The organism is Enterococcus sp. AZ048, from assembly GCF_051715125.1.
Lineage (GTDB): Bacteria > Bacillota > Bacilli > Lactobacillales > Enterococcaceae > Enterococcus_A > Enterococcus_A gilvus.
In genome coordinates, this window is sequence record NZ_JBIOTD010000001.1 from 1,357,753 (window position 1) to 1,378,943 (window position 21,191).

Below are 21,191 nucleotides of genomic sequence, written 5' to 3' on the forward strand. Positions count from 1 at the left end.
CGACAAAAAAGAGTATAGTGAACAAGCACCAATGTTTGTTGGTGTTTGTTGCTATACTCTTTTTATCTCTAGCGGTATTAAGTTACCTGTATTATAACACCTTTAAAGGTGTTCAACAATCCTAAAATCAAATCGACCAAAGAGCACTTGCGGTCGTGGAAATCGCAAGGGATCCAGCGCCTAAACCACCCATAATGTCTTCCTTATCTCGAATTAAGCCACCAACAATCAATGGTTTTTTTGAATGATGGACGAGTTCTTTGATAATTTTTGGAGAAACGCTTGGAAGAATTTCTACTACATCCGCTTCTGTGTATCCTAATTGACGCTCAACGTTTTCCAATGCAGATGAATCTAACAAAAAGAAACGTTGGATTGCTAGCAGATGATGTCTCTTCGCGTGTCTTATAATAGAAGGTTTTGTGGAAATGATTCCATCAAAAGAGGTGACTTGTTTAATATAATCGATGGCCGTTTCATCAGAAGACAATCCTTTCACCAAGTCAGCATGTAGAATAGCTGTTTTTCCCCGCTCTTTAATTTTCTTTGATAAATCGGCTAGTTCTAATAAATGAGATTGAAGAATAAAAATGACTTCCGCTTCTGAGTTTAATGCAGCATCAAAGTCTATTTGATTTTTTGTCGCAGCTATCACTGGTGAGGCTTCCAATTTTTGATACAACTCGTGAATGTTCATCTACAATAACCCCTTATTTATTTTCACCTTTATTTTAACATGACATAAAAAGAAGAAAAAGAGATCTTTATAGGGCTGAACTCTGAACGAATGACAAAAAAACTACTCAACCTTTCAAAGCCGAGTAGTAAGATCCATCTCGTTTTCTATTTTATTTCTCGGGTTAATAAGATCGTTCTACCAATTGCTTGGCAACATTTTCGATTAGTTTTTTATTACCGCCATCGGGCAGCTCCTGAATTTCCCGCAAAGCTTTTTTTGTCAGCATTTCCGCAAAATCAAGCGCGCCCGTCATCCCGCCGGATCTGGAAACATCTTTTGCTAACTGAATCAGTTCTTTATGCGTTAATGCTTCGGGATTTTTCAAATATGGACGAATAATCTCTGGCTGATTGTCACGAGCAATGAGAAGGGGAAGCGTATAAATACCTTGTTGCACATCAGTCAATACTGGTTTTTGACTATTTTCTAAATCAAGTGAGAAGTTCAGGACATCGTCATATACTTGAAAAGCTAAGCCGATCGCTGATCCAATTCGTTTTGCGCGTGCTTGCAATTTCGCATCCGCACCACCAAAATAAGCCCCTTCTTGACAACTAAGCCGTATTAGTTCGGCTGTTTTTCCGTTTATATTTCGCAGATAATCCCTAATCGTTTGATCAGGATTAAAGGTACAAGTCATTTGAGTTAGCTCACCTTGCAAGACTTTTTTCATTGTACGGGCGTTCTTCAAAAGAAAGGGGGTATGGCTCATAGATTCAGCAAGCAGTTCAAAATAACTAGTATACATAAAATCTCCGGTGTAAACAGCAATATCTTTTCCAAATCGTGATTGAATGGAAGGCATCGCTCGGCGCGTGGGAGAGTCATCAATAATATCATCGTGGACAAGTGTAGCAGAATGCAATAATTCTAATGAAGCGGCAACTTTAACTAACTGTTCTTGATCCTTGTTCTCTCCAAAATCAGCGAAAAGAAAGAAGAGTGCCGGTCGAATCATTTTTCCTCCTGTAGAAGAAAATTTTGTGACGGCCTCTTCAATCGATTTATTATTAATAACAAGTCTTTGTGATATTAAATTTTTAACTTGCATTAAATTTTCTTGAATTTCAGGGTATTCATTCCAATAGTCTGACATAGTGGCTCCTTCTAACAACGTTTTCAAGTTTATTTTATCGCATGGCTGGTAGAAAGACTACTAGAATGCTTGATTAATCTTTCGTGAGATGAAACACATAAAACGTAAGCAAATCTTTTGAAGAAAAAGTATAAAAATAGCATAATGAATAGGAAAAAGAAAATAACGAAAGTAGGGTGAAATGACTTTAACCGTTTTCCTGGAACTCGTGGAATTTAAAGCGAAAACCGCGAGCGTCCTGCCTTTTTTTATTGGGATTTGTTTTAGCCTGTATAATTTTCACAAACTTCATTTAGGGTTAGTTCTGTTATACTTTGTCGCCATGTTCATTTTTAATATGGCAGTTGACATATTGGATAATTATAACGACTATCACCACGCGACGGAAATTCACGACTATAGAGAAAAAACCAATATTATTGGAAGAGAAAGTTTAGATATTAAACTAGTTTTTCGGATGATGATCGGTATGATCATTATTTCAGCACTTATTGGAGTCGGTTTGACGTTAGTAGTTGGATGGCCTTTTTTATTGATGGGGTTATTTTGTTATGGAGTCGGAATCTTTTATTCTTCCGGTCCAAAACCTTTATCGAGCCTTCCACTAGGTGAAGTTTTTTCGGGATTCACTATGGGATTTATGATCACTTGTTTGTGTGTTTACTTAAATACGTACGAGGTATTTCAATGGGATTTTACTAATATCACTGCTATTTTTTTGATTTCCTTACCTAATACGTTGTGGATCGCAAATTTGATGCTAGCGAACAATATCTGTGATTTAGAAGAAGACGAAATGAACAATCGCTTTACTTTGGTCCATTATTTAGGAAAAAGACGTGCAATCCGTTTATTCGAGATAATGAACTTGGCTGCTTTTTTAGCCATCTTGCTATCGGTGATTTTAGGAATCGCCCCGTGGTCAATGCTGGGGACATTTTTAGTTGCACCATTTATTTATCACCAGATACAATTATTTCTTGCTAAACAAGTGAAACGGGAGACGTTCATTTGTGCAGTAAGAATTTTAGCGGTAGGGGCTGCCGCACAAGTCATCAGCTTTGCATTGACGTTTCTATTTTAAGAGGGGGAGACAGAAATGAAAGAAATAATTATTTTAGGCGCAGGTTACGCAGGATTACGCGCGCTGCATGTATTACAAAAGTCCGGAGCGGATGTGCATATCACGTTGGTGGATCGAAACGATTATCACTACGAGTCGACAAGTTTGCATGAAGTTGCAGCCGGTACACAACCAGACGAAAAAATTTGTTATAAAATCAAAGACGTTGTAAATTCCAATAAGACAACGTTTATCCAGGACACAGTAGAGAAAATCGATACCGAACAGAAACAGGTATATTTGGAAAATAAAACCCTCCAATATGATTACCTAATTGTCGCATTAGGATTCCAATCTGAGTCCTTCGGTATTCCAGGTGTGAAGGAAAACTCCTTAGAAATGGTGGATGTTAGAACTGCCGATCAAGTGCATAAACACATTGTAGATCAAATGAAGAAGTACAAGGAAACTAAAAACGAAGAATATCTCCGTATCGTTGTTTGTGGTGCTGGTTTTACCGGTATCGAGTTGGTAGGGGCTTTGGTGGAAGGCAGCAAGGCTTTTGCTGATATTGCTGGAGTAAAACCTGAAGAAATTCAAATTTATTGTGTCGAAGCAGTGGACAAAATCTTACCAATGTTTAGCGAGAAACTTGGCAAGTATTGTATTGACCATTTGAATAAGTGGGATGTTAAGCTGCTTACAGGAAAACCAATCAAGAAAGTTGAACCCGGTGCTGTAATTTACCAAAATTCAAAAGATAATGAAAATGATTTAGTAGCTCTAAATGCGAAAACGATTATTTGGACAACAGGTGTCAGCGGCAGTCAAGTCATCGGCGAGTCTGGATTTGAAGAGCGTCGTGGTCGAGTAATGGTGAATCCAAACTTGACTGATCCAAAACATGATGACGTTTATTTGCTAGGTGATGTTTCAGCAGTTATGGACCCTGCTAGTAATCGTCCTTATCCAACCACAGCGCAAATCGCTTTGGCGATGGGATCATACGCTGGAAAAGATATCTTGAATCAATTAAAAGGACAGCCTAGCAAACCATTCTCGTTTAAGTCATTAGGATCTGTAGCTTCAATAGGAAATACGCATGCATTTGGTGTTGTTGGAAAAACAGAAGTTACTGCCTATCCAGCGTCATTCATTAAAAAGGCGATCATGGACCGCTCATTGTATGAAACAGGTGGCGTCAAAGAGGTTATGGCTAAAGGACGTTTTGATTTTTACCATTAAGTCGATAATTAAGGCAAGTAAAAAAACACTCGAAAATTTCGAGTGTTTTTTGTTTAACCAAAATAATTGATTCCCATTGCTTGTTTAACTTCTTTTAGAGTTTCAGCAGCAACAGCTTGCGCTTTCTCACTGCCTTCTCTCAACATTTCCATGATTGCATCAGGATCTTTCGCATATTCTTCGCGACGTGAACGAATTGGACCAAATTCAGCCTCCAAAACATCAATCAAGTAACGCTTGATTTTCACATCTCCAAGACCACCACGGCGATAATGTTCTTTCAACTCGCTGATTTTTTCTTTGTCTTTACCAAAGACATCCAAATACGTAAAGACCATATTTCCTTCTACTTGGCCTGGATCTTCCACATGGATATGATTTGGATCTGTATACATACTCATGACTTTTTTTGCTAAAACATCTGCAGAGTCCGCTAGATAAATACCATTTCCTAGAGATTTACTCATTTTTCCATTTCCATCAATCCCAGGAAGACGTCCTTGTCCTTTTTCAGGAAAAACACCTTTTGGCTCGATAAGAACATCGCCATAAGTATGATTGAAACTTTGAACAATTTCTTGCGTTTGTTCTAGCATAGGCTTTTGGTCTTCACCAACAGGAACTAAGTTGGCTTTAAACGCAGTAATATCGGATGCTTGAGAAACAGGATAAATAAAAAATCCTGTGGGTACGCTCTCGCCAAATTTCTTTTGTTCAATTTCAGATTTTACTGTTGGATTGCGGCGTACGCGTCCAACACTTACTAAGTTTAGATAGTACATTGTTAATTCCGCTAATTCAGGAATTTGAGATTGAATAAATAGAGTCGACCGTTTCGGATCAAGACCTACTGCTAAATAATCCAACGCAACTTGCAAAATATTTGAAGAAACTTTATCCGGATTTTTGGCATTATCAGTCAGCGCCTGCATGTCAGCAACCATGATAAATAGTTTGTTTTCAGGATCTTCTTGCATACGTACACGATTTTTTAGAGAACCGACATAATGGCCCAAATGTAATTGTCCGGTTGGACGATCTCCAGTCAAAATGATATTTTTCATTAACTCACCTTTTCGTAAAATTCTTTCAATAGCTTCTTCAAATACTACCTTTTTTTGAGGAACATGACAACTCTTAACTAATTTTTTATCGAAAACGAGACCAATATCCATGTTAAAAAACATTACATGGAAACAGGAGTTAATAGAACTTTTTTTCTTGTACTTGAGTTTTTTTCTTTACAAAGTAAAAAAATTTAGCTTATAATTAAACCTACATTGGAAAAATTAGAATACGATAAGGAAAAAGAGGTGGCTTGACATGCCAATGGTCGAATTTAAGCATGTAGAGAAATACTATGGAAAGTTTCATGCCTTAAAAAATATTAACCTGTCTTTTGAAAAAGGTGAGGTCGTAGTAGTTATCGGACCTTCTGGTTCAGGAAAGAGTACCATGCTTCGATGCATTAATGGTTTAGAAGATATCTCTTCCGGCGAGTTACTAGTGAATGACAAAAATTTACATAGTAAAGAAGTTAAATTAAAAGACATTCGAAAAAATATAGGAATGGTCTTTCAACATTTTAATCTTTATCCTAATAAGACGGCGATAGAAAATATTACTTTGGCACCTATCAAGGTTTTGAAGCAATCCTCTGATGAAGCAACGAAGAGTGCAGAAAAATTATTGGATAAAGTAGATATGTTAGATAAGAAGGATTCTTACCCTTCGATGTTATCTGGAGGACAGCAGCAACGGATCGCCATCGCTCGCGGTTTAGCGATGAATCCCGATTTGCTGCTTTTTGATGAGCCAACATCCGCACTCGATCCAGAAATGATTGGTGACGTATTGAATGTCATGAAAAAAATAGCACGAGATGGTATGTCAATGATCGTCGTGACTCATGAAATGGGTTTTGCTAAAGAAGTAGCGGATCGGATTATATTCATGGCTGATGGTGAAGTATTAGAAGACACGCGAGATATCAAAGGATTCTTTGAAAAGCCAAAAGAGGAGCGTGCTCAGCTGTTTGTCAGCAAAGTAATTAATCATTAGGAGGCGGCTTATGTCGAAGATAAAAAAAATGATCTCCTTCCTTCTTCCGCTGCTGGTTATGCTAATGCTGTCAGGATGTAAAGGAGAAAGCGTAGCGAATGAAGATATTGCTACACGAATTAAAGAAGAGCCAACAATTATTTGGGGAGTAAAGTATGACACTCGCTTATTCGGTATGATGGATATCGAGACCCGAAAAGTGGAAGGCTTTGACATCGATATCGCCAAAGCCATTACAAAAGAGATTCTCGGTGAAAATGGCAAAGCTGAATTTGTTGAGGTAACCTCAAAAACACGTATCCCATTACTTAAAAACGGGAACATTGATGCAATTATCGCTACTATGACGATAACTGAAGACCGAAAAAAAGAAGTTGATTTTTCTGATATCTATTTTGATGCAGGGCAGTCATTATTAGTTAAAAAAGGGAGTCATATAAAAGATATAAAAGATCTGACTTCTGATGATACTGTTTTAGCTGTCAAAGGCTCTACCTCTACAATTAATATCCGGAAACATGCACCAGATGCCAATATTCTAGAACTTGAAAATTACGCCGAAGCGTTCACTGCATTACAATCTGGGCAGGGGCAAGCTATGACTACGGATAATGCGATTTTATTAGGAATGGCTTCTGAAAATGATAATTATGAATTGACAGGTGGTGCGTTTACGAACGAGCCATACGGAATTGCTATCAATAAGGGACAAGAGGCATTTTTAAAAGAAGTAAATGGCGCGTTACGTAAAATGCATGACAATGGTACCTATAATGAAATCTTTGAAAAATGGTTCCCTGCAGATGCGGAAGGTCGAGCGAAAAAGGGGGCGCAGTTCTAATGGTACAATTATTTCAAACATTTTCTGGTGAATTTGCCAGCGGCTTTAAATTTACGATCTATGCTAGTTTATTAGCATTGGTTTTTAGTTTACTTATTGGAACACTTATGGCAATCCTGCAATTGTCTCATAACCGAATCATTCGTAGTTTAGCAAAGGCGTATGTCGCGTTCTTCCGAAATATTCCATTGTTAATCATTGTCATGTTCTTCTATGTAGTTGCACCAATGTATTTTTATAGTTTTGATGGTTTTCAAGCAGGAACAATCGGTCTGACGATATATACGTCTGCATTCATTGCCGAGACCGTTCGCTCTGGAATCCAAACTGTTCCAAACGGACAAATGGAAGCTGGTCTGTCTTCAGGATTCTCTTACTCAGAAACACTGCGTTATATTGTGCTGCCGCAAGCATTTAAAATTGTGGTACCACCTTTAGGAAACCAATTCATTAACTTGATTAAAAATTCTTCTATTTTGGCGATGGTGGCAGGATTGGATTTAATGTATCAAGGTGATTTGATTGCGAGCACAACTTTTAATACATTCGATACTTATATTATTGTCGGTTTATTCTATTTAGTTTTGACTTTACCCTTGTCTTATCTAATGAATTACTTAGATAAGAATTGGGCGAAAGCATAGAAAGGAGGAGTAGAAAATATGAATGGTGCTTTTTCATGGATTAATTTACGATTCCTTTTAGACGGTTTGTGGGTAACGATTCAAGTATCAGTGGTTTCAATTGTATTTAGCATGATTTTAGGGGGCATTGCGGGAACTGTTCGATTTAGTAATGTTCCGGTCCTGTCAAAAATTGTAGGGATAATTGTTGATATCATTCGAAATTTACCGTTGTTACTAATCATCTTCTTCACTTATTTTGCTCTTCCGCAAATAGGGATTAAACTGAATATATTTTGGGCCGCGGTGGCAGCTTTAACGATTTTTGAATCGGCAATGTTATCTGAAATTTTTCGCGCTGGACTCAATGCGGTTCCGAAAGGGCAAACCGAAGCGGGCATGTCTTCTGGATTGACTTACGTTCAGACGCTTATGGTGATTGTCTTTCCCCAAGCGTTCAAATCAATGCTGCCGGCAATTTTGAGTCAGCTGATTTCATTAATTAAAGATACCTCTCTGGCGGTAATTATTTCATTGCCGGAGCTGACACACAATGCTAGAATCATTTATGGACAAAATACAAATTATGTTATACCGATGTTTATTGCGATGACTGCGATGTACTTTGTTGTATGTTATGTACTATCACTTGTTTCTAGCTTCTTGGAAACAAGTAAATATAATTATTAAAAAAGTGAAGCTCTCTTCATTCCAGAAGAGAGCTTCACTTTGTTCGTATTGGTCAATTGTGCTTGATACTGATTGAGGAAAGGTAACTTATTCTTTTTCTTTTTCAGTTTCACGTTCAGTTTTTTTCATTGCAGGATCTTCATAAACGGCTCCTGCTTGAGTTTTCCCAAGCTTCTCTAAAAGGCTCGGTTCAGGACTTTCTTGCTTTTCACTGTTGTGTTTCTCTGTTTCCTCTTCAGTTGCTTTTTTGGCAGGATCTTGATTTCGGTCACCAGCGGAAACTTTTCCAATAGTTTCGGTTAGTTTTTCTTTGTCCATTTTTGACCACCTCTCTCATAAATAGTTTAGCACTGATTGTTATCCTTTCAAAAGGAAACGCTTTTATTATACTAAGACTCTGGGGCTTGAAATATTTCTTTAAAAAGTGGAAAATAAGGTGATACTTGGAATCAGATAGGAATGAGCATTTTGTCAAATGAAAGACCAATTGGATTTATTGACTCTGGCGTAGGCGGTTTGACAGTGGTCAAAGAAGCAATGCGTCAGCTACCAAATGAAGAAATCTTATATCTTGGGGATACGGCAAGGTGCCCGTATGGTCCTCGACCAGCCGAACAAGTCATTAAGTTTACTTGGCAAATGACTCGTTTTTTATTGAGCAAAAATATTAAGATGCTTGTAATTGCTTGTAATACAGCCACGGCAGTAGCACTAGAGGAGATAAAAAATAGTGTAGATATACCAGTCATTGGTGTTATCCAACCTGGTTCACGTGCGGCGGTTAAGGCAAGTAAGACAGGCAGAGTTGGAATTATAGGAACATTGGGAACTGTGAAGAGTGGCTCTTATAAGCATGAGTTGCAGGAAAAAGCCCCCGAAATATATGTATCCAGCCTGGCTTGCCCCAAATTTGTACCAATCGTCGAAAGTAATCAATTTGAAAGCTCTGTAGCAAAGAAAATTGTATCGCAAACATTGGTGCCACTAAAAAAGGAAAAATTAGATACTTTGATTCTAGGCTGTACTCACTATCCATTGTTACGCCCGATCATCCAAAATGTGATGGGGCAACAGGTGACATTGATTGATTCAGGTGCGGAGACAGTGAACGATGTCAGTACGTTATTAGATTACTTCAATTTGAATAATTACGAACAAAATGGGCAGAAAACCCGAGTTTTTTATACGACTGGTTCACCTAAAATGTTCAAAGACATTGCTAGTGAATGGCTAGACATTAAAAATTTAAACGTAGCTCACATAGATTTAGGAGGAGAATAATTTGCGTCATGATGGAAGAACGATTCAACAATTACGACCGATCAAGATTGAAACGAATGTATTCAAGCATCCAGAAGGATCTGTTGTTATATCCTTTGGTGATACAAAGGTCATTTGCTCAGCAACATTAGAGGATTCTGTACCGCCGTTTTTACGGGGCAGCGAAACGGGTTGGGTAACGGCCGAATACAGTATGTTGCCAAGAGCGACAAACACACGGAATCGCCGTGAGAGTGCCAAAGGGAAAGTAACTGGAAGAACAATGGAAATTCAACGTTTGATAGGGCGTTCATTACGTGCAGTGGTTGACCTAGAGAAGTTAGGTGAGAAGAGTATCATCATCGACTGTGATGTGATTCAAGCGGATGGGGGCACCAGAACTGCCAGCATCACGGGCGGGTTTGTTGCATTACGACTAGCAATCAACAAGTTATTAGCAACTGGTGAGCTGCTAGAAGACCCAATTAAGGAGCATTTAGCAGCAATTAGTGTTGGTATTTTACCGGATGGAACGATAGTCACTGATTTGGATTATTCGGAAGATTCGTCAGCAGCGGTTGACATGAACTTAGTCATGACTGAATCTGGACGCTTCGTGGAAATTCAAGGGACTGGCGAAGAAGCAACATTCGATGACGATGAGTTGAATGGACTAATTTTACACGGCAAAGCAGCTATTCAAGAATTGATTGCCTTTCAAAAAGAATCACTCTTTTCTGAAATTGAAACAGAAGAAAAAACGATTGTGATAGCCACGAGAAATCCTGGTAAAGCGAAAGAATTTGCCTCTTTATTTGGTAAAGAAGGGTATAAAACGAAAACATTATTAGATTATCCTGATCTCCCTGATGTGGAGGAAACGGGTACAACTTTTGAAGAAAATGCTCGATTAAAAGCTGAAACAATTGCACAGATTTTACAGCAACCTGTATTAGCGGATGATTCAGGGTTAGTCGTGGATGCATTAAACGGAATGCCAGGAGTTTTCTCAGCACGATTTGCGGGGGAAAGAAAAAGCGATGCGGCTAATAACGCGAAGCTATTACATGAACTAACGGATGTTCCTGATGAGAAAAGGACAGCGCATTTTCATTGTACACTTGTTTTTGCAGCCCCTAAAAAAGAGAGCCTCGTGGTATCTGCCGATTGGAACGGCCGTATTGGGCGAATCCCTCAAGGGGAGAACGGGTTTGGCTACGATCCTTTATTCATCGTGCCAGGCTATGAAAAATCATCTGCTGAATTAACGAGTGAAGAGAAAAATGAAATAAGTCATCGAGGAATGGCTGTGAGAGAGTTAGAAAAAGTATGGAAAACTTGGTTGGAGGGAAATCAATGAAGTATTTAGTTGTTAGCGATAATCATGGAGATCGCAATATTCTGGTGGAAATTGTCAACCGCTACGTCAACATGGTGGATCATATGTTTCATTGCGGTGATTCGGAGCTAAAGGCGAGTGATGAATTGTGGGAACATTTTACTGTTGTTGCTGGAAATTGTGATTATGATCCGGGCTATAAAAAAGAACAAGTACTTTCAATTGGAAATGACATCATTTATATGACTCACGGTCATTTATCAAATGTTCGATTTGGATTAACCATGCTTTCGTTGCAAGCCCAAGAAGTGGGTGCAACAATTGCTTTGTTTGGACATATTCATCAAGCTGTAGCTGAATATGACAAGAATATCTTGTTTGTAAATCCCGGAAGCATATCCCAACCTCGTGGACCTGTACAAATACCAAGTTATGCCATTATCGACAGTCAAGACGAAGAAATCCACGTAACCTTCTATAATCGTGCACACCAACTAATCGAAGAATTAGCTGCAGATTTTAAACGATAGTTCCTAATTTTTATTAAACATTTGGATAAATAACGCTTTCTTTTAGCCGATAAGGTAAAATAAGGTGAAGATATTAGAACGGAGGCGCCATATGATTAGTCCTGTAATCGAAGAATTAATGATGGAGCACGAAGAAACAATGATGATTCCAGCAGAGAATGTTGCTAACGTGATAAAAGAACACCCGTTGGAACACGCGCTACTGCTCTTATCGCAAGCTGGTTACTCGACCATACCAGTTTTAGATAAAGAGGATCATTTTGTAGGGTTATTAAGCTTAAATGACATCGTAAAGAAAATGTTAGGAATCGATGGTATCGATACATCTAATTTGGAAACACTAACAGTTGCTGATGTGATGAACACCGAAGTACCAGTTATGCGTCCAGACGCTGAACTAGAAGATGTGCTTCACTTATTAGTGAATGCCTCATTTTTACCAGTGCTGGACAGCGATGGAGTATTTTGTGGGATTGTCACTCGCAGGGAAATTTTAAAAGCAGTGAATTATACGTTTCATCAATTTGAACGTAAAAACCCTGAAACGAAAGTAATTTTTCATGCGAACACACCAAGCTAATCTCTAGAGACCTATTTAAGGTCTCTTTTTTTGTACTAACTATCGTTTAAAAGCTGGATTATTTTGAGCGAAGAACTTAGAGTACGGATCAGTTGACTTTACTTCTTTAGCGTGTTATTTTTATCAAGTGTTTAAACAGTAACCGTTACGGTTAAGCTCGATTAAATAAATCATGAACAGGAGAAAACAAATGGCAAAAAAATCAAAAATTGTAAAAATGCATAAACAGCAAGCGTTGATTGATCACTATGCAGAGAAACGAGCAGCGTTAAAAGCTGCGGGTGATTATGAAGGACTAGCAAAATTACCGAGAGACTCAAATCCGAATCGGTTAAAGCTACGAGACCAAATTGACGGTCGCCCAAGAGGATATATGCGCAAGTTTGGGATGTCACGGATCAAATTTCGTGAGCTCGCTCATAAAGGACAAATTCCCGGTATCAAAAAAGCAAGTTGGTAAAAGCGGTACAAATTAGTAAGAGATTTCCCTTCATGATTTTGTTAAACTAGTAATGTATAGCAAATCGGAAGGGAGCGATAGTATGAAAACGGCCTTGTTTGTTTTGCTTGATCACTATGCTGATTGGGAGGCTGCTTATTTAATGAGTTTGCTAAATCAACGAGAAAATTGGCAAGTGCGAACGGCGTCGAATTTACCGCAAGTAAAATCAATTGGCGGATTGCAAACAAACGTGGATTTTAATTTTAGTCAAATTGAATCCAACTTTGACTTGTTGGTATTAATCGGTGGACATTCATGGAGTATACAGAGTCAGGCACTTTATCAGATTATAGAGAAGCAAATGGACCGTCAGCTACCGTTGGCCGCGATATGCGGTTCTGTTGATTATTTAGCTCAACACGGCTTTCTTGAAGGGTATATGCACACAGGCAATGCTCGGTTTCTTTGGAGGGATTTTCCTAACTATCAGATGCCTGAAAATTTTTTAGAGAAACAAGCAGTCTGCGATCGAAATCTTGTTACGGCAAACGGAACTGCTGTATTGGATTTTACTGAATTTGCCTTGCACCTTGTCGGCGACAGTTTTATTGAGGCTAAAAGAGCAGTTGATTTCTATCGTTTAGGCTATTATGGTTATCAGAAACGTTATAGTGACTTTTTAACGCAAAAAAACGACTCATAAGATAGTTAAAAACGGCTCCCCACAAAGTTTAACTTTGTGGGGAGCCGTTTTTTAGTTTCCAATAACAATTGGATCATTTGGAATGGTAAAACCATTTTGATTGAGAACTTTTACATATGCTGTGAGAAATTCTTCTTGAAGTTTGTATTGTTTCCCATTGGTTACATATAAAAAAGTACGAATCGCATAATTGCTGTTTCCAAGGTCAACCATCCCGAAGAGGGTCGGACCATCAAAGATTTCATCTTTAAACTCTTTTGAAAGTTTTTGGTTGGTTTCGTCAATTAGATGACTTATTCTATCGTACCCTTCATCTGGCTGAATTCGGATGTCTACTTTGACCTGCATATGCGCGCGTGAAAGATTACTAATTGTTGTAATATTGCGATTTGGAATAAAATGTACCGTCCCATCGGCAGATTTCATCTGAAGCATGCGGATGCCGACAGAAGTCACGGTTCCTTCAATGTGCAAGTCAGTCAAGCGAATATAGTCACCAACGTCTATTTGCTGCTCCATTATAATGAAGAAACCTGTAATGATATCATTTGTAAAGCCTTGCGCACCAAGTCCTATAGCGATACCTGCAATTCCTGCACCAGCTAAAAGCGACCCGACTGGAATTCCAAGTGTATCTAAAATGGAATATAGAAAGAAGAAAAAGAGCGTGTAAGAAAAAATATTTTTAGATAGTGCATGAATTGTTTCTATTCTAGTAGCATTATCTGTCATTTTTTTCTTTTGTCGATCAAATGATTGATCAATCAAGAAACTTCCAATCTTTCTAATTAAATAAAAGATGACTAAGACCGCTAAAATTGTCAATCCTTTTTGTATGAGTATTGAAAAGACACGATCCCAATCGATCGTCTGCCAATATTTTTGCCAGATGGATAATTGTTCTGTTGCTTGTTCCACCACGTTGCTGCTGCTGGAATCAACTGTTTGTGTTGTCAATAAAAACATAAGCCACTCCTATACGTTAATAGAAATAGTGTAACAATCTTTACTATTTCTGTCGACTTGGTTGATAACAATCATAATATTCTTATAATTCAAAAAATCCATGACAATAATGGAAGAAAATGATAGACTAACATTTAAATAAGAAGGGGATGATAAAATGGTGAATATAAAATGGGAAGAATTAGGGTTTGAGTATATCAAAACACCGTTCCGTTATATTTCTCATTGGAAAAATGGTCAATGGGATGCAGGGGAACTTACAGAAGACAATACGATCACCATTAACGAAGGATCTACTTGTCTCCACTATGGACAGGAATGTTTTGAGGGATTGAAAGCTTATCGGCGCAAAGATGGAAACATTAACCTATTTCGTCCAGATGAAAATTCGAAACGGATGAATAAGAGTGCTGCGCGTTTACAAATGCCAGATGTTCCCGAGGATAAATTTATTGATGCTGTGATGCAAGTGGTGCGAGCAAATGAAGAATATGTTCCTCCTTATGGAACTGGAGCGACATTATATTTGCGCCCTTATCTAATAGGTGTAGGTCCTAATATTGGTGTTGTTCCTGCCCCTGAATATATTTTTAGTGTGTTCTGTATGCCCGTGGGCCCATATTTTAAAGGCGGATTGGCACCGAGTAACTTCATTGTTTCTGAATATGACCGCGCAGCACCCTTTGGTACAGGCGCTGCCAAAGTGGGAGGAAATTATGCTGCAAGCTTATTGCCAGGACAACTCGCTCATGATCGAAATTTTTCTGATTGTATTTATTTGGACCCAGCGACCCACACTAAAATCGAAGAAGTTGGATCAGCAAATTTCTTTGGAATTACGCATGATAATCAATTCATCACGCCAAAATCACCATCAATCTTGCCAAGTATTACTAAATATTCATTGTTACATTTGGCAAAAGAACGCTTTGGATTGGAAGCAATCGAAGGGGATGTTTGTTTAAACGAACTGGATAAATTTGCTGAAGCGGGGGCATGTGGGACAGCAGCGATCATCTCACCAATTGCTGGAATCCAGAATGGAGAGGATTTCCATGTATTTTATAGTGAAACAGAGACGGGTCCCGTTACAAAAAAATTGTACGAGGAGCTAGTTGGAATCCAATTTGGAGACGTTCAAGCGCCGAAAGGCTGGATTTATGAAGTCTGATTTTTAGAGTGCTTAAAAGAAGGTAAAGGGTATCATCTTAATTTTTTTAGTGGTATTCACCTTAGTTCTTTGATTCTTGAAGGCGGCTTTAGCCATCGTTAATCGGTTAGAAGTTCAATGAAATTCTATAGCAAGCGATATCCCTATCACACAGATAGAATCTTTAAATTCATTTAGAAAAGAAGCCACTCATTGCGAGTGGCTTTTTTGCATAATAAAAAGCACGTCTATCTAAGACGTGCTTTAAAGAATCTGAGTTTTAGCTCAGATGAACCCCTTTATCAACGTAGATAATATCCCCGATAATTCCTGTAGCCAGAGGACTAAGTAAGAACGCGCAAGAGTTTCCTACTTCCTCGATCGTAACAGAAACTTTGTCAGGCGTACGTTCCTCAGAAAGGCTAAGCAATGATTGGTAATCTTTGACGCCAGTTACCGCCAACGTCTTGATCGCACCTGCTGAAATGGCATTCACGCGAATGTTTTTCGGAGCTAACTCGGTCGCTAAGTAGCGTACCTCAGCTTCTAAAGCAGCCTTAGCAATCCCCATCATATTGTAATTAGGTATCGAACGTTCAGATCCCATATAGGTCATCGTTACAATGCTACCGCCATTTGTCATCAAAGGAGCAGCATATTTTGAGACTGCCAATAGGGAGTAAGCACTGATATCTTGTGCCAGTTGAAACCCATCTCTAGTAATCTCTGTCACATTACCCGATAATTCTTCCTTATTGGCAAAAGCAATCGAGTGTACGATGCCATCGATAGATCCGAATTTTTCTTTGATAGAATCAAAAGCAAATTTAATTTTTTCATCGCTAGCGACATCCAATTCAAACATACTTGCTTCTTCGCCGACCAATTTTACTAAATTCTTTTTCATACGTTCATTTTGATACGTGTAAATAATTTCTGCGCCTTGATCTGCGATTGCTTTCGCACATCCCCAAGCAATACTTTTTTTATTAGCTACACCCGTTACGATTATTTTCTTTCCAGTTAAAATAGACATTAAATTGACACACTCCTAAATAATATAAAAAATAATATGCTCTCATTATGTTGGAAAAAGCTTTGATTGTCAAACTATTTTTTTAATTATCTTAATAGGCCTTGATTAAACTATAGGATTATGATAGTTTGATTATCAAATAAAGTATTCATAGAGGTGTAAAATGGAAAAAATTATGAATGTCGAAGAAATTATGGCTGCGATCCCAAATCGTTATCCCATTTACTATTTAGATGCAGTTACAGAGTTTGAAGATGAGAAGCACATTACTGCTGTTAAGAATTTAACGATGAATGAAGACTTTTTCCAAGGGTATTTTCCTGGGGAACCAATCATGCCAGGGACATTGATTGTCGAAGCTCTTGCTCAAGCGGGATCGTTGTTAATATTGAAATCAGCAGCATTCGAGGGGAAAACTGCGTACATCGGGGGAATTAATAAAGCGAACTTTTTAGAATTTGTTCGGCCTGGAGACACATTGTTCTTAAACTTTGATATTCAAAAAGTTAAAGGTCCTGTTGGAACCGCGAAAGCATGGGCGACTGTTGAAGAGAAAGTAGTTACTGAATGTGAATTTACATTTATTGTAGGGGACAAAGAGCAAAAAAACAGCTAGAAAAAAACCAAAACCTTTGATAAAAAGGTTTTGGTTTTTGTTTACTTTTTAGGTTCTTGTAAGACTTTTACTTCAGTGACTTTAGCTGGCTCTACCGGCGTCGATTTTTCGCCAGAACCGCCATCTTTTACTTCACCACTCGCTATTTTATCAACGGTGTCCATACCCTCTATTACTTGACCAAATACAGTATATTCGCCGTCAAGTTTAGGAGCGCCGCCTTTTTTGTATTGCTCAATAATTTTTTCTGGATAATATTGGATCGCAAGCCCATCACTTTGATCCTCTTTATTAGTTACGATAAAGAATTGACTGCCATTACTGCTGCGTGATTCTCCTCGTGCCATTGAAAGGGCGCCTCGGATGTTGTACAGCTGATTAGAAACCTCAGTTTTGAATCCATCTTTCCAAATGCTTTCGCCACCGGTACCATCGCCCTTAGGATCGCCGCCTTGGATCATAAAGTCTTCGATTACACGATGGAAAGGCGTGTCTTTATAATAGCCATCTTTCGCGTGCTTCACAAAATTTTCTACAGCCTTAGGGGCTTGTTTAGGGAAAAGTTTGATTTTGATGTTTCCCTCCGTAGTCACTAATTCAACTAAATACTCATCCTCTGACACTTTGTTATCAAGCTGAGGCAATGCGACTTTATTCAAATCAACACTGGATTCTGTCGTCTTAGTTTTACTTTCTTTTGTTCCTTCTGTTGAATTTGTGTTGCTGCCGCAAGCTGCGAACAAACCGATCGATAAAACTAAGCTTGCACCGATCATCATCTTTTTGAATTGCATACCATTCTCCTTTTAAAGTTATTATCAATATAATCATAACAAACTTTCCAAAGAGTTCCTATGAAAAATCAGTGACTTTTATCTCAAAAAATTTATTAAAATGGGTAATAAAAAAAGGAGATCATTTTGATCTCCTTAAACTAAGAGTAGCTCTTATAAGTTAGCAAATTTTTCTAACAAACGAATCATTTGGCAAGTGAAGCCATATTCGTTGTCATACCAAGCAACTGTTTTAACTAATTGATAGTCACCAGCTGAGGTAACTTCTGTTTGAGTAGGGTCAAAGATTGAACCTTGAGTAGTTCCGATAACATCACCAGAAACAATTTCACGATCATCATAACCGAATGATGGATTGTCAACGGTATGTTTTTTAATTGCTTCGTTTACTTGATCGGCAGTTACTTTCGTATTAAGAATTGAAACCAATTCAGTCAATGAACCATCAACTACGGGAACACGTTGAGCATGTCCTTGTAATTTACCGTTCAATTCTGGAATGACCAAGCCAATTGCTTTAGCGGCACCAGTTGAATGTGGAATTGTGTTGTCAGCAGCAGAGCGCGCAGCACGTAAGTTGCCACCTTTAACGGGTCCATCAAGCAACATTTGAGTTGAAGTATATGCATGCACCGTAGTCATAGTACCAACTTCAATACCAAATTCTTCATTTAAGAAGTATGCCATAGGTGCTAGGCAGTTGGTTGTACAAGACCCAGCTGAGATAATTTTATCGTTTGAATCTAAAGTATCATCATTTACGTTGTAAACAATAGTTTTCATTTGTCCAGCAGGCGCTGAGATAACGACGCGCTTCACACCAGCGTCGATATGAGCTTGTGCTTTTTCTTCTGAAGTGTAGAAGCCAGTACATTCAAGAACGATGTCTACACCGTTTTCTTTAGCCCAAGGGATCTTACTTGCATCCGGTTCAGCATATACACGTGTTTTTTCGCCATCAACAACGATTGAATCTTCTGTCGCAGTAACTGTGCCAGGGTATGTGCCATGTGTTGAATCAAATTGTAATAATTGTGCCAACATTGTAGGACTTGTTAAATCGTTGATCGCTACTACTTCAATATCGTCAGATACTTCTTTAATCCGACGGAATGCTAAACGACCAATACGTCCAAATCCGTTAATACCTACTTTTACTGTCATAACCAAAAGTTCCTCCTTTTTTATGTCAAGCAAAGCTTGATGCCTTACATTTTTCATTTTGCAACGCATCAATTTTTTTGTCAAAAGATATTACCTGAGAAGAACTGTCAATGTGAAAGCTATAATAAAAAGAGCGAAACTAACATTTTTTTAAGCTTCTATCAATAAGAATGGACTTTTTTGTATAATCTAGCTACAATATATAAGACTTTGTTTAGTGTGGAGATTCAGTAGTCAATAGAATAAAAAACGAAAAGGAGGACACCCAAATGTCCATGTTTTTAGATCAAGTAACGATCGATGTCAAAGCTGGTAAAGGCGGCGACGGGATGGTGGCTTTCCGTCGCGAAAAGTATGTTCCAGACGGCGGACCGGCCGGCGGTGACGGCGGTCATGGCGGTGACGTCATTTTAGTAGTAGATGAGGGCTTGCGTACATTAATGGACTTTCGCTACAATCGTCATTTCAGAGCAACGCCAGGAGAAAACGGAATGAGTAAGGGAATGCACGGACGCGGAGCAGAAGATACATATGTTAGTGTACCCCCGGGCACAACAGTTCGCGATGGAGATACAGGTGCTCTATTAGGCGATTTAATTGAAAACGGTCAGGAATTGGTCGTCGCTCATGGCGGTAGAGGCGGTCGAGGAAATACGCGATTTGCTTCCCCAAGAAATCCAGCACCTGAACTAGCTGAAAATGGTGAACCAGGTCAAGAAAGAAATATTGAGCTAGAATTAAAAGTATTAGCTGATGTAGGCTTGGTAGGTTTCCCTTCTGTCGGGAAATCAACCATTCTCTCTGTAATTTCTTCTGCTCGGCCTAAAATCGGAGCCTACCATTTTACGACACTCGTGCCAAACTTGGGGATGGTAACGACGAGTGACGGTCGCAGTTTTGCTGCCGCTGACCTGCCTGGATTAATTGAAGGTGCTTCGCAGGGGATTGGACTTGGTACGCAATTCTTACGTCATATTGAACGTACACGTGTCATTCTTCATGTTATTGACATGAGTGGGATGGAAGGTAGAGACCCTTACGACGATTATCAAGCTATCAACAAGGAGCTTGCTTCTCATAATTTACGTTTGCTGGAGCGTCCTCAAATCATCGTTGCAAATAAAATGGATATGCCTAATGCAGAAGAAAATTTGAAAAAATTCAAGGCTGCTTTGAAGAAGGACAAGGAAGACGAGTTTGCCGATGATATCCCTGTATTTGCAATTTCTGCAATTACAAAACAAGGATTAGATAATTTATTGAATGCTGCGGCAGACTTATTAGAAGTAACACCAGAGTTCCTTCTGTACGATGAAGAAGTGGAAGAAGAAACTGTTAATTATGGTTTCCAATCTGATGAACCTGAATTTACGATTACACGTGAACCAGATGCGACTTGGGTACTTACTGGAGACAAATTAGAAAAACTGTTTAAGATGACGAATTTTGATCATGACGAAACTGTTATGCGCTTCGCTCGTCAATTGAGATCTATGGGTGTTGATGAAGCATTACGTGCGAGAGGTGCCAAAGACGGCGATCTTGTTCGTATTGATAAGTTTGAATTCGAGTTCGTTGATTAGAAAAAAATATTATTAATTTTGAAAAATACTGTAAGTATTCTTGCAGTATTTTTTTAGTGTATTGAAAGTCAAGTGAATGTGTTTTTAATAAATAATAAGTTGTAGTTTTACACAAATTGCACTTACGATAGTATCGATTATTAATTTATTTTTAAGAGAAATTTTTGATTGAAGAATTTTGAGTTTAAAAAAGAACAAAAATCTCCTTTGTTTTAAAAATAGAGGCGTTATTTTTTATTGTTAAAGTTTGCTATTTTTATAAGCGGATTAAACAGATAATAGCAAATCTTCTTTTTCAATTAGGCAAGAATTGAATGATACGATATGTAAGAGATAGAAGTAAACGATTAGTAATAAAGCTTGTTAATTCAACAATTAATCTTTTTGTAAATTAGGAAAAGAATCTATTTCGTTAACAAAGAAACAAAAAAATACGTGCGTTATATGTTTTAAAATTTTCTGAATGATTGAGAAAAGTGTTGTTTAAAAATGATAATTCAATTATTTTATCTAAGAAAAGTTTTTTTAACCCAAAAATTTTATTAATAATTCTAATTGTGATTAGTGAATTATAAACTTTTTTGTAGCGCTCGAAGGAATCCCAGTGTAAACTTACACTGTAACAAGTAATAATTATATTGTTAATTAATAAAACTTTCCGGGGGCAACG

At 38.1% G+C, this 21,191-nt stretch carries 23 protein-coding genes; 15 read left to right on the forward strand and 8 right to left on the reverse strand.

Annotated elements, in window-relative coordinates; all coding sequences use genetic code 11:
- Positions 1-127: 127 nt before the first annotated feature.
- Together IGI66_RS06690 and IGI66_RS06695 are read right to left on the reverse strand one after the other, a co-directional pair.
- Positions 128-697 (reverse strand): glycerol-3-phosphate responsive antiterminator, encoded by a 570-nt coding sequence (locus IGI66_RS06690; RefSeq protein ID WP_301516625.1) that lies wholly within the window; start codon positions 695-697, stop codon positions 128-130.
- A gap of 163 nt (positions 698-860) precedes the next feature.
- Positions 861-1,835, reverse strand: coding sequence for a polyprenyl synthetase family protein (locus IGI66_RS06695; protein WP_431380543.1), 975 nt, complete (start codon positions 1,833-1,835; stop codon positions 861-863).
- 181 nt (positions 1,836-2,016) lie between these two features.
- Here IGI66_RS06695 and IGI66_RS06700 point away from each other — a divergent pair, with 181 nt between their 5' ends.
- Entirely contained in the window at positions 2,017-2,919 is a 903-nt protein-coding gene (locus IGI66_RS06700) for a prenyltransferase (protein ID WP_438848176.1), read from the forward strand.
- A 15-nt stretch (positions 2,920-2,934) separates the two neighbouring features.
- Positions 2,935-4,143 (forward strand): NAD(P)/FAD-dependent oxidoreductase, encoded by a 1,209-nt coding sequence (locus tag IGI66_RS06705; RefSeq protein ID WP_010780839.1) that lies wholly within the window; start codon positions 2,935-2,937, stop codon positions 4,141-4,143.
- 53 nt (positions 4,144-4,196) lie between these two features.
- Here IGI66_RS06705 and trpS read toward each other — a convergent pair whose 3' ends face one another.
- Positions 4,197-5,207 (reverse strand): tryptophan--tRNA ligase, encoded by a 1,011-nt coding sequence (gene trpS, locus IGI66_RS06710; protein ID WP_431380660.1) that lies wholly within the window; start codon positions 5,205-5,207, stop codon positions 4,197-4,199.
- A gap of 259 nt (positions 5,208-5,466) precedes the next feature.
- Here trpS and IGI66_RS06715 point away from each other — a divergent pair, with 259 nt between their 5' ends.
- Genes IGI66_RS06715 through IGI66_RS06730 form a run of 4 tightly spaced genes read left to right on the forward strand, consistent with a single transcriptional unit; the run spans position 5,467 to position 8,358 of the window.
- Complete coding sequence (locus tag IGI66_RS06715; RefSeq protein WP_010780837.1) at positions 5,467-6,204, forward strand: amino acid ABC transporter ATP-binding protein; 738 nt, start codon at positions 5,467-5,469, stop codon at positions 6,202-6,204.
- Positions 6,205-6,214: 10 nt separating this feature from the next.
- The gene (locus IGI66_RS06720) at positions 6,215-7,045 is read left to right on the forward strand and encodes a transporter substrate-binding domain-containing protein (protein ID WP_086303864.1); all 831 of its coding nucleotides are present in this window, start codon (positions 6,215-6,217) and stop codon (positions 7,043-7,045) included.
- Positions 7,045-7,689 carry an amino acid ABC transporter permease gene (locus IGI66_RS06725; RefSeq protein WP_010780835.1) on the forward strand — a complete coding sequence of 215 codons (645 nt, stop codon included), beginning with the start codon at positions 7,045-7,047 and terminating at the stop codon, positions 7,687-7,689. The genes IGI66_RS06720 and IGI66_RS06725 overlap by 1 nt, the downstream gene beginning before the upstream one ends.
- A gap of 18 nt (positions 7,690-7,707) precedes the next feature.
- Entirely contained in the window at positions 7,708-8,358 is a 651-nt protein-coding gene (locus tag IGI66_RS06730; protein WP_288227163.1) for an amino acid ABC transporter permease, read from the forward strand.
- An 87-nt stretch (positions 8,359-8,445) separates the two neighbouring features.
- Here the strand turns inward: IGI66_RS06730 and IGI66_RS06735 are convergent, their stop codons facing one another.
- Positions 8,446-8,676 (reverse strand): hypothetical protein, encoded by a 231-nt coding sequence (locus tag IGI66_RS06735; protein ID WP_010780833.1) that lies wholly within the window; start codon positions 8,674-8,676, stop codon positions 8,446-8,448.
- 141 nt (positions 8,677-8,817) lie between these two features.
- On the opposite strand from IGI66_RS06735, the gene racE reads away from it, so the two are divergent.
- From racE to IGI66_RS06765, 6 genes are all read left to right on the forward strand, one after another.
- Positions 8,818-9,639, forward strand: a complete 822-nt coding sequence (racE, locus tag IGI66_RS06740; protein WP_438848180.1) for a glutamate racemase — start codon at positions 8,818-8,820, stop codon at positions 9,637-9,639.
- A gap of 1 nt (position 9,640) precedes the next feature.
- Entirely contained in the window at positions 9,641-10,978 is a 1,338-nt protein-coding gene (rph, locus tag IGI66_RS06745; RefSeq protein ID WP_367377905.1) for a ribonuclease PH, read from the forward strand.
- Positions 10,975-11,487, forward strand: a complete 513-nt coding sequence (locus IGI66_RS06750) for a metallophosphoesterase (protein ID WP_010780830.1) — start codon at positions 10,975-10,977, stop codon at positions 11,485-11,487. Before rph ends, IGI66_RS06750 begins: the two co-directional genes overlap by 4 nt.
- A 91-nt stretch (positions 11,488-11,578) precedes the next feature.
- Positions 11,579-12,067: a cyclic-di-AMP-binding protein CbpB gene (cbpB, locus tag IGI66_RS06755; RefSeq protein WP_367377906.1), complete on the forward strand. Its 489-nt coding sequence runs from the start codon at positions 11,579-11,581 to the stop codon at positions 12,065-12,067.
- A 190-nt stretch (positions 12,068-12,257) separates the two neighbouring features.
- Positions 12,258-12,527: a 30S ribosomal protein S14 gene (rpsN, locus tag IGI66_RS06760; RefSeq protein ID WP_010780828.1), complete on the forward strand. Its 270-nt coding sequence runs from the start codon at positions 12,258-12,260 to the stop codon at positions 12,525-12,527.
- 82 nt (positions 12,528-12,609) lie between these two features.
- Positions 12,610-13,212, forward strand: coding sequence for a DJ-1/PfpI family protein (locus IGI66_RS06765; RefSeq protein ID WP_086303858.1), 603 nt, complete (start codon positions 12,610-12,612; stop codon positions 13,210-13,212).
- Positions 13,213-13,263: 51 nt separating this feature from the next.
- Here the strand turns inward: IGI66_RS06765 and IGI66_RS06770 are convergent, their stop codons facing one another.
- Positions 13,264-14,178 carry a mechanosensitive ion channel family protein gene (locus IGI66_RS06770; RefSeq protein ID WP_314578082.1) on the reverse strand — a complete coding sequence of 305 codons (915 nt, stop codon included), beginning with the start codon at positions 14,176-14,178 and terminating at the stop codon, positions 13,264-13,266.
- A 157-nt stretch (positions 14,179-14,335) separates the two neighbouring features.
- On the opposite strand from IGI66_RS06770, the gene IGI66_RS06775 reads away from it, so the two are divergent.
- A complete protein-coding gene (locus IGI66_RS06775; RefSeq protein ID WP_010780825.1) occupies positions 14,336-15,349 on the forward strand; it encodes a branched-chain amino acid aminotransferase in 1,014 nt (337 codons plus the stop codon).
- Positions 15,350-15,608: 259 nt separating this feature from the next.
- On the opposite strand, the gene fabI is transcribed toward IGI66_RS06775, so the two are convergent.
- Entirely contained in the window at positions 15,609-16,364 is a 756-nt protein-coding gene (gene fabI, locus IGI66_RS06780; protein WP_010780824.1) for an enoyl-ACP reductase FabI, read from the reverse strand.
- A gap of 163 nt (positions 16,365-16,527) precedes the next feature.
- Here fabI and fabZ point away from each other — a divergent pair, with 163 nt between their 5' ends.
- Positions 16,528-16,980 (forward strand): 3-hydroxyacyl-ACP dehydratase FabZ, encoded by a 453-nt coding sequence (gene fabZ / locus IGI66_RS06785; RefSeq protein ID WP_308605849.1) that lies wholly within the window; start codon positions 16,528-16,530, stop codon positions 16,978-16,980.
- Positions 16,981-17,021: 41 nt separating this feature from the next.
- On the opposite strand, the gene IGI66_RS06790 is transcribed toward fabZ, so the two are convergent.
- Together IGI66_RS06790 and gap are read right to left on the reverse strand one after the other, a co-directional pair.
- On the reverse strand, positions 17,022-17,774 hold the full coding sequence (locus IGI66_RS06790; protein WP_086303852.1) for a peptidylprolyl isomerase: 753 nt from the start codon (positions 17,772-17,774) through the stop codon (positions 17,022-17,024).
- A gap of 153 nt (positions 17,775-17,927) precedes the next feature.
- Positions 17,928-18,938, reverse strand: coding sequence for a type I glyceraldehyde-3-phosphate dehydrogenase (gene gap / locus IGI66_RS06795; protein WP_010780821.1), 1,011 nt, complete (start codon positions 18,936-18,938; stop codon positions 17,928-17,930).
- A 269-nt stretch (positions 18,939-19,207) separates the two neighbouring features.
- On the opposite strand from gap, the gene obgE reads away from it, so the two are divergent.
- Positions 19,208-20,521, forward strand: a complete 1,314-nt coding sequence (gene obgE / locus IGI66_RS06800) for a GTPase ObgE (protein WP_086303850.1) — start codon at positions 19,208-19,210, stop codon at positions 20,519-20,521.
- Positions 20,522-21,191: the final 670 nt, after the last annotated feature.

What these genes read in the sequence shown, in the direction of transcription:
- IGI66_RS06690 (WP_301516625.1), bottom strand. Translation starts at nt 697, where the DNA reads ATGAACATTCACGAGTTGTATCAAAAATTGGAAGCCTCACCAGTGATA.
- IGI66_RS06695 (WP_431380543.1), bottom strand. Translation starts at nt 1,835, where the DNA reads ATGTCAGACTATTGGAATGAATACCCTGAAATTCAAGAAAATTTAATG.
- IGI66_RS06700 (WP_438848176.1), top strand. Translation starts at nt 2,017, where the DNA reads ATGACTTTAACCGTTTTCCTGGAACTCGTGGAATTTAAAGCGAAAACC.
- IGI66_RS06705 (WP_010780839.1), top strand. Translation starts at nt 2,935, where the DNA reads ATGAAAGAAATAATTATTTTAGGCGCAGGTTACGCAGGATTACGCGCG.
- trpS (WP_431380660.1), bottom strand. Translation starts at nt 5,207, where the DNA reads ATGAAAAATATCATTTTGACTGGAGATCGTCCAACCGGACAATTACAT.
- IGI66_RS06715 (WP_010780837.1), top strand. Translation starts at nt 5,467, where the DNA reads ATGCCAATGGTCGAATTTAAGCATGTAGAGAAATACTATGGAAAGTTT.
- IGI66_RS06720 (WP_086303864.1), top strand. Translation starts at nt 6,215, where the DNA reads ATGTCGAAGATAAAAAAAATGATCTCCTTCCTTCTTCCGCTGCTGGTT.
- IGI66_RS06725 (WP_010780835.1), top strand. Translation starts at nt 7,045, where the DNA reads ATGGTACAATTATTTCAAACATTTTCTGGTGAATTTGCCAGCGGCTTT.
- IGI66_RS06730 (WP_288227163.1), top strand. Translation starts at nt 7,708, where the DNA reads ATGAATGGTGCTTTTTCATGGATTAATTTACGATTCCTTTTAGACGGT.
- IGI66_RS06735 (WP_010780833.1), bottom strand. Translation starts at nt 8,676, where the DNA reads ATGGACAAAGAAAAACTAACCGAAACTATTGGAAAAGTTTCCGCTGGT.
- racE (WP_438848180.1), top strand. Translation starts at nt 8,818, where the DNA reads ATGAGCATTTTGTCAAATGAAAGACCAATTGGATTTATTGACTCTGGC.
- IGI66_RS06750 (WP_010780830.1), top strand. Translation starts at nt 10,975, where the DNA reads ATGAAGTATTTAGTTGTTAGCGATAATCATGGAGATCGCAATATTCTG.
- cbpB (WP_367377906.1), top strand. Translation starts at nt 11,579, where the DNA reads ATGATTAGTCCTGTAATCGAAGAATTAATGATGGAGCACGAAGAAACA.
- rpsN (WP_010780828.1), top strand. Translation starts at nt 12,258, where the DNA reads ATGGCAAAAAAATCAAAAATTGTAAAAATGCATAAACAGCAAGCGTTG.
- IGI66_RS06765 (WP_086303858.1), top strand. Translation starts at nt 12,610, where the DNA reads ATGAAAACGGCCTTGTTTGTTTTGCTTGATCACTATGCTGATTGGGAG.
- IGI66_RS06770 (WP_314578082.1), bottom strand. Translation starts at nt 14,178, where the DNA reads ATGTTTTTATTGACAACACAAACAGTTGATTCCAGCAGCAGCAACGTG.
- IGI66_RS06775 (WP_010780825.1), top strand. Translation starts at nt 14,336, where the DNA reads ATGGTGAATATAAAATGGGAAGAATTAGGGTTTGAGTATATCAAAACA.
- fabI (WP_010780824.1), bottom strand. Translation starts at nt 16,364, where the DNA reads ATGTCTATTTTAACTGGAAAGAAAATAATCGTAACGGGTGTAGCTAAT.
- fabZ (WP_308605849.1), top strand. Translation starts at nt 16,528, where the DNA reads ATGGAAAAAATTATGAATGTCGAAGAAATTATGGCTGCGATCCCAAAT.
- IGI66_RS06790 (WP_086303852.1), bottom strand. Translation starts at nt 17,774, where the DNA reads ATGCAATTCAAAAAGATGATGATCGGTGCAAGCTTAGTTTTATCGATC.
- gap (WP_010780821.1), bottom strand. Translation starts at nt 18,938, where the DNA reads ATGACAGTAAAAGTAGGTATTAACGGATTTGGACGTATTGGTCGTTTA.
- obgE (WP_086303850.1), top strand. Translation starts at nt 19,208, where the DNA reads ATGTCCATGTTTTTAGATCAAGTAACGATCGATGTCAAAGCTGGTAAA.